Source organism: Shewanella sp. 38A_GOM-205m (assembly GCF_000518445.1).
Lineage (GTDB): Bacteria > Pseudomonadota > Gammaproteobacteria > Enterobacterales > Shewanellaceae > Shewanella > Shewanella algae.
Genome location: NZ_KI912439.1, coordinates 23,654 through 30,296, shown reverse-complemented (window position 1 = coordinate 30,296; position 6,643 = coordinate 23,654). Strand labels below are relative to the sequence as shown.

The 6,643-nt window shown below is 52.4% G+C and carries 5 protein-coding genes and 2 tRNA genes; all 7 read right to left on the bottom strand.

All coding sequences use genetic code 11. From position 1 onward, the window contains the following. The 7 genes from N512_RS0120565 to recA all read right to left on the bottom strand — a co-directional run bounded on the left by N512_RS0120565 (position 1) and on the right by recA (position 6,556). Positions 1-73, bottom strand: a tRNA-Arg gene (locus N512_RS0120565). An 18-nt stretch (positions 74-91) separates the two neighbouring features. Then, positions 92-183 (bottom strand) — tRNA-Ser (locus N512_RS0120560). 204 nt (positions 184-387) lie between these two features. Continuing rightward, positions 388-585: a carbon storage regulator CsrA gene (gene csrA / locus N512_RS0120555; RefSeq protein WP_025011666.1), complete on the bottom strand. Its 198-nt coding sequence runs from the start codon at positions 583-585 to the stop codon at positions 388-390. A 116-nt stretch (positions 586-701) separates the two neighbouring features. Continuing rightward, on the bottom strand, positions 702-1,940 hold the full coding sequence (locus N512_RS0120550) for an aspartate kinase (RefSeq protein WP_044734850.1): 1,239 nt from the start codon (positions 1,938-1,940) through the stop codon (positions 702-704). Between the two features lie 22 nt (positions 1,941-1,962). After that, positions 1,963-4,587: an alanine--tRNA ligase gene (gene alaS, locus N512_RS0120545; protein WP_028781522.1), complete on the bottom strand. Its 2,625-nt coding sequence runs from the start codon at positions 4,585-4,587 to the stop codon at positions 1,963-1,965. Between the two features lie 461 nt (positions 4,588-5,048). Then, entirely contained in the window at positions 5,049-5,480 is a 432-nt protein-coding gene (locus N512_RS0120540) for a regulatory protein RecX (protein ID WP_331280396.1), read from the bottom strand. 11 nt (positions 5,481-5,491) lie between these two features. Next, entirely contained in the window at positions 5,492-6,556 is a 1,065-nt protein-coding gene (gene recA, locus N512_RS0120535; protein ID WP_025011663.1) for a recombinase RecA, read from the bottom strand. Positions 6,557-6,643 lie beyond the last annotated feature (87 nt).

Sequence of the window (6,643 nt, the reverse complement as noted above, 5' to 3'; positions counted from 1 at the left end):
GCGCATGGAAGGAGTCGAACCTCCGACCGCCTGGTTCGTAGCCAGGTACTCTATCCAGCTGAGCTACATGCGCATATTTTACGTTAAGAAATGGCGGAGAAGGAGGGATTCGAACCCTCGATGGGAGATAAAGCCCATACTCCCTTAGCAGGGGAGCGCCTTCGGCCACTCGGCCACCTCTCCGTTTTCTTGGCGCACATATTACTGTTTGAAGAAAATAAGTCAAACCCTTTTTCCGAAACCTTTTCCGTTTGTCCTGTTTTTAATCACCTGACCTAAATAACGCGCAAATCCTGTGCTATCAAGGGTTTTCCGGCGCCAGAAAATAAAAAAGCCAGTTTAAAAACTGACTCTTCTATTCCTGACGGAGGTTCACTTTATGTCGCCTCAGAAGTTACCACCTTCAGAAGGTGTTCCTGTTTTCTCAGACTGAATACGCTGATAAATCTCTTCACGGTGCACAGAAACTTCTTTGGGTGCATTCACACCTATACGTACCTGATTCCCCTTCACACCCAGCACTGTCACTGTGACCTCGTCACCAATCATCAGTGTTTCGCCAACACGACGAGTCAAAATCAGCATTCGATTGCTCCTCTAGTTTCCATATCTTCTACACACGGCGCTCATCCGTCGTAACCATTATTATAAGGTGAGCTTAGTACAAATTAATAGTATTCAATACTAAATCCGTTGTTTAATTACACCTTATTTAGTTCAAAAGCGTGATGTAACACCCGAACTGCCCTGTGTAAATCCGATTCATCTATTACCACTGACAGCTTTATCTCTGATGTTGCCATCAACTTAACATGAATTCCTTCATTCCCCAAGATATCAAACACCTTGGCGGTTGCCTCGGCCCTGCGATGCACGCCGGCACCTATTACAGACACCTTTGCCAGGGCTTTTTCAAACACCAATGGGCCAAACGATGTTCCAAGTTCCGGTTCATCGAGCGCCTTTAACGCCCAAGGGAGCCTGCTGGCATCCAAGGTAAAGCTGACGCTGTCATCTGTACCCGCCTTGGTCACCAGATCCACTTCCACACCATTTTCGGCCAGCAGTGAAAATACTGCCGCAAAGGGGTCCGGTGAATCGTCGGTGCGACTCAGACTCAGCATCGCCTGCCCTTTACTGCAAGCGATACCCGCTACTTGATTACTCTTGTCTTCACAGGCATCGAAACGGATCAGGGTGCCACTGCCAGGTTCAAAGCTGGAAAGCACCCGCAAGGGAACCCGAAAGCGCTCGGCATAAGAGACTGAATCCGGGTGCAACACCTTGGCTCCCAACCGAGCCATCTCCAGCATCTCTTCGAAACTGATGGCATCGAGCTTTTGTGCACTCGGTTCAATATTGGGATCTGTGGTATAGACACCGGCCACATCGGTAAAAATTTGACATTCCTGCGCCTTGAGTGCGGCAGCCAATGCCACGGCCGTGGTATCAGAGCCTCCGCGCCCAAGAGTGGTCACTTCCCCGAATTGATCCCGCCCCTGGAAGCCGGCTACTATCGGGATAATCCCCTGGGCCAGCAACTCCAGCAGATACTGAACATCAACTCGTTCGATACTGGCACGGCCAAACTGGCTATTGGTGTGGATTTGCACCTGGGCGGCATTGAGCGACTTGGCCTTGACGCCACGTTTTGCCAACGCCATCGCCATCAGCGCAATACTCACCTGCTCGCCGGTGGAGACCAGCATATCCATCTCCCGCGCCGATGCATCGGGGTCAATCTGCCCCGCCAGCGCAAACAAACGGTTGGTTTCACCGGCCATGGCGGAGAGCACCAACACCTGATGCTCGCCGCTCAATTGAGCTTTGGCAATCTGCTCGGCAATCACTTCAATACGCTCAATCGAGCCTACCGAGGTGCCGCCGAACTTTTTGACATACAGTCGCTCGTTACTGCCTGAACGTACTTCTTGTGTCACATAGACCTCGTTGGTGGCGAAATTATGCCAGACGTTCAGTCAGCCAAGGCGTTACCGATGCCAATGCCTGAGGCAAGTTGGCAACTTCACTACCTCCAGCCTGAGCCATATCGGGACGGCCACCGCCCTTGCCACCCACCTGCGCAGCCACCATGGCCACCAATTCACCGGCCTTCACCTTAGCGGTCAAGTCTTTAGTCACCCCGGCGATAAGGTTTACTTTGTCGCCATGAGCCAGACCCAGCACCACTATGCCAGATTGCAGCTTCTGCTTGAGCTCGTCCTGCAGACCACGCAGAGAGCCAGGGTCAATGCCTTCAACCTGTTTTACCAACACCTTGACTCCGGCAATCTCTTGCGCATCGGAAATCATATCGGCGCTGGCTGCGGCGGCCAGTTTGTCTTTGAGCTGAGCAATCTCTTTTTCCAGTTGGCGGCTACGTTCCAACTGCGCCTTAAGCTTGGCTACCACAGAATGACTGTCTGCTTTCAGCAAGTTAGCAGCATCACTCAACTCTTGCTGTTGCTCGGCGACGAAGGCCATGGCAGCAGCACCTGTGACTGCTTCAATACGACGAATACCGGCGGCGATACCGCCTTCGGAAGTGATCTTGAACAGACCTATGTCACCGGTGCGGCCCACATGGGTACCACCACAAAGCTCAATAGAAAAGTCTCCCATGGTCACAACCCGAACCTGGGCGTCGTATTTCTCACCGAACAAGGCCATGGCGCCTTTGGCTTTGGCTTGCTCTATGTCCATCTCGGCCGTTTTCAGCTCGTGGTTACGACGGATCTGGGTATTGACCATCTCCTCAACCGCCTTGAGCTCTTCAGGCTTAACCGCTTCAAAGTGAGAGAAGTCGAAACGCAGACGCTCGGGCTCCACCAATGAACCTTTCTGGGTCACATGCTCACCCAATACTTGACGCAGCGCGGCGTGCAGCAAATGAGTCACTGAGTGGTTCAGTTGGGTGCGATGGCGCAGTTTCTTATCAACTTGCGCAAGCAACTCCTGACCCAGAGTCAGTTTGCCTTGGCTCAGTTGGCCGATATGACCTGTGGCTTGGGCATACTTTTGGGTGTCGCTCACCTCAAACAGCAAACCTTCGGCTGTCAGTTGCCCCTTATCGCCTACCTGGCCGCCCGACTCGCCATAAAATGGAGTCTTGTCCAGCACAATAACCGCTTGCTGACCGGCATCCAGAGTGTCGACCGCCTGACCATCGACATAGATGCCGATAACCTTGCCATTGCCGCTGAGTTCACTGTAACCGCAGAACTCACTGTCGGCATCAATCTTCAGCCCGGCGTTGTAATCGGCACCAAACTGACCGGCGGCCTGAGCCCGGCTGCGCTGCTCGGCCATCGCCGCATCAAAACCATCTTCATCGACCTTGATATTACGCTCGCGGCAAACATCGGCGGTCAAATCCATAGGGAAACCATAGGTATCGTAGAGCTTGAATACGGTTTCACCATCCAAGGTATCGCCTTTAAGCTCAGACAGAGCTGCATCCAGAATCCCCAGACCACGCTCAAGTGTACGGGCAAACTGTTCCTCTTCGGCTTTCAGCGCCTTTTCCACTATGCTCTGAGTCGCCTTAAGGCCCTTGGCAGCATCGCCCATCACGTCAATAAGTGTAGGTACCAGCTTGTAGAAGAAGGTATCTGTGGCGCCCAGTTTGTTACCGTGACGCACGGCGCGGCGGATGATACGCCGCAGTACATAACCCCGGCCTTCATTGGACGGCATCACACCATCGGCAATCAAGAAGGCGCAAGAGCGAATGTGGTCGGCAATAACCCGCAGGGATTTGTTTTCCAGATCTGTCACGCCGATGATCTCGGCCGTCTTGGCAATCAGAGTGCGGAACACGTCAATTTCATAGTTGGAATGCACGCCTTGCATAATGGCGGCAATACGCTCTATACCCATACCTGTATCGACTGAAGGCTTGGGCAGAGGCTCCATCACGCCATCGGCCTGACGGTTGTACTGCATGAAGACTATGTTCCAGATCTCAATGAATCTGTCACCATCCTCTTCCGGTGTACCTGGGCGGCCACCAGGAATGTGAGCACCGTGGTCATAGAAGATTTCAGTACAAGGACCACAAGGGCCTGTATCGCCCATCTGCCAGAAGTTATCTGAAGCATAAGGTGCGCCCTTGTTGTCGCCGATACGGATAATGTCCTCGGCGGGAACCCCTATCTGCTTATTCCAGATATCAAAGGCTTCATCGTCAGATTGATAAACGGTAACGCACAGACGTTCCTTGGGCAGCTTGAGCTCTTCAGTCAAGAAGGTCCAGGCAAAGCGAATGGCATCTTCTTTGAAGTAATCACCGAAGCTGAAGTTACCCAGCATCTCAAAGAAGGTGTGGTGACGGGCCGTATAACCCACGTTGTCCAGGTCGTTATGTTTACCACCGGCGCGAACACAACGCTGCGAAGTGGTAGCGCGGCTGTAGCTGCGCTTGTCCATACCGAGGAATACGTCTTTAAACTGGTTCATCCCGGCGTTAGTGAACAACAAAGTGGGGTCATTGCCTGGCACCAGTGAACTGCTGTCGACTACCTGATGGCCATTCTTGCGGAAAAACTCCAGGAAAGCACTTCTGAGTGCTGCTGTGGTTTGGTACATAAATCGTCCTGAGTTGCTTAAGCCTGAATAATGTATAAAAAGTGGTCTAAAGGCGTGCATCGCCCGGCCACTCAAGCGCTCTTTTGCCAAGCATTATAAGCATGCAGCGCCAGAATACCAATTAGATTGCGCAGGGTATGACGCCTGATACAGCCAAGGTACAGAGAGCGTTAGCGGCATAAGCCGAAACCCAATAACCTGAGTCAGCACATACCATTTGCCATAGGCGCGGAATCACTCAGGGGATGGAGCCTTGAAGGCTATGGCAAGTTTTCACGGGACTGAGAACGTCAGCTAATAGCGCCAGAACGGAGTGTTAACAGCTGAGTGTTACTTTGGCGTGCAAACAACGACTGCACCCCAAGGGAAGTGAATGCTGACGTTTATAAAACAAGGTCAGGTTTGGACGCTTTGGGAATGGCGCTTAGTTGTGGAAGGGGCAATTGTGATAGAGGGAAAAGTCAGTCGTAAGGGTCATATTCAAGGGCGTATGCCACTTGATCATAACTAAAGCCCTGCCCCATCAAGTGACGAATTCGACGAGCTTTTTCTTTCATATCATCTGCGGGACTATCGCCGAATTTTTTCAGCGCGCGCGTGCGGGCCAAGGCAAACCAGTCACAATCACTGGCATCCAAAACCTGCTCAATACATTGTTTATTTAAGCCCTTTTGCATCAGTGCTTGACGCACTTTCCCCGGGCCGTGGGCCTTGGCAATATGGCTGCGCAGCAAGGCTGCAGCGAAACGCTGATCATCGATAAAACCTTTGGCTTCCAGACCATCCAAAGTCTGTTCAACTTCGGGCGACTCAAAGCCCTTGTCCAGCAAGCGGCTCTTGAGTTGCTCGCGGCCATAGTCGCGGCGCGCCAATAGCACGACCGCAACATCCATTACCGACTGGCTCAGAAGACTTCTCCGGTTTCCAGATCGACATTGCCTTCACCTGTCTCGGCGCTGGCAGGTGCCGCTTCTGCTTTGCTGAGCAGTTTGGCGCGCAGTGCCGCTTCGATTTCGGCAGCCACTTCAGGATTTTCCTTGAGGAACTTACCGGCATTGGCGCGGCCTTGACCTATCTTGTCACCTTTGTAGCTGTACCAGGCGCCGGATTTTTCCACCAGCTTGTGGGCTACGCCCAGGTCAACCAACTCACCGGTACGGTTGATCCCCTGACCATAGAGAATTTGGAAATCGGCTTGTTTGAAGGGGGCGGCAATCTTGTTCTTAACCACTTTAACCCGAGTTTCGTTACCAACAACCTCGTCACCCTCTTTGATAGCACCTGTACGGCGGATATCGAGACGAACGGAAGCGTAGAACTTAAGGGCGTTACCACCAGTGGTGGTTTCAGGGTTACCGAACATGACCCCAATCTTCATCCGGATCTGGTTGATGAAGATAAGCAGAGTGTTGGACTGCTTGAGGTTACCGGCCAGCTTACGCATTGCCTGGCTCATCATACGAGCCGCCAGACCCATGTGGGAATCACCGATTTCACCTTCGATTTCAGCCTTGGGCGTCAGCGCCGCCACTGAGTCAACAATGATGACATCGACGGCGCCACTGCGAGTCAGCGCATCACAGATTTCCAGCGCCTGTTCACCTGTATCTGGCTGAGAACACAGGAGGTTATCGATATCCACGCCCAGCTTCTTGGCGTAGATAGGATCCAGTGCGTGTTCGGCATCGATAAAGGCACACACTTTGCCTTCACGCTGCGCCGCGGCAATCACTTCCAGTGTCAGGGTTGTTTTACCAGAAGATTCAGGACCATAGATCTCAACGATACGGCCCATTGGCAGACCACCGGCCCCCAGAGCCACGTCCAGAGAAAGCGAACCGGTAGAGATGGTTTCGACATCCATGGTTCTGTCTTCACCCAGCTTCATGATAGAACCTTTACCGAACTGCTTCTCTATCTGTCCCAGAACTGCGTTCAGCGCCTTCTCTTTGTTTGGATCTATTTTCATTCCTGTTCCCTCTTGATTGCGGCGCAATGCGCCGCCTGAAATCTATGTTGCCGCTCCTTTTAAGAGCTTTGGCGTCAATACCAATCT

Excerpts from the sequence above, each read along its gene's own strand:
- recA (WP_025011663.1), bottom strand. The coding sequence starts at position 6,556 with ATGAAAATAGATCCAAACAAAGAGAAGGCGCTGAACGCAGTTCTGGGA.
- alaS (WP_028781522.1), bottom strand. The coding sequence starts at position 4,587 with ATGTACCAAACCACAGCAGCACTCAGAAGTGCTTTCCTGGAGTTTTTC.
- N512_RS0120540 (WP_331280396.1), bottom strand. The coding sequence starts at position 5,480 with ATGGATGTTGCGGTCGTGCTATTGGCGCGCCGCGACTATGGCCGCGAG.
- csrA (WP_025011666.1), bottom strand. The coding sequence starts at position 585 with ATGCTGATTTTGACTCGTCGTGTTGGCGAAACACTGATGATTGGTGAC.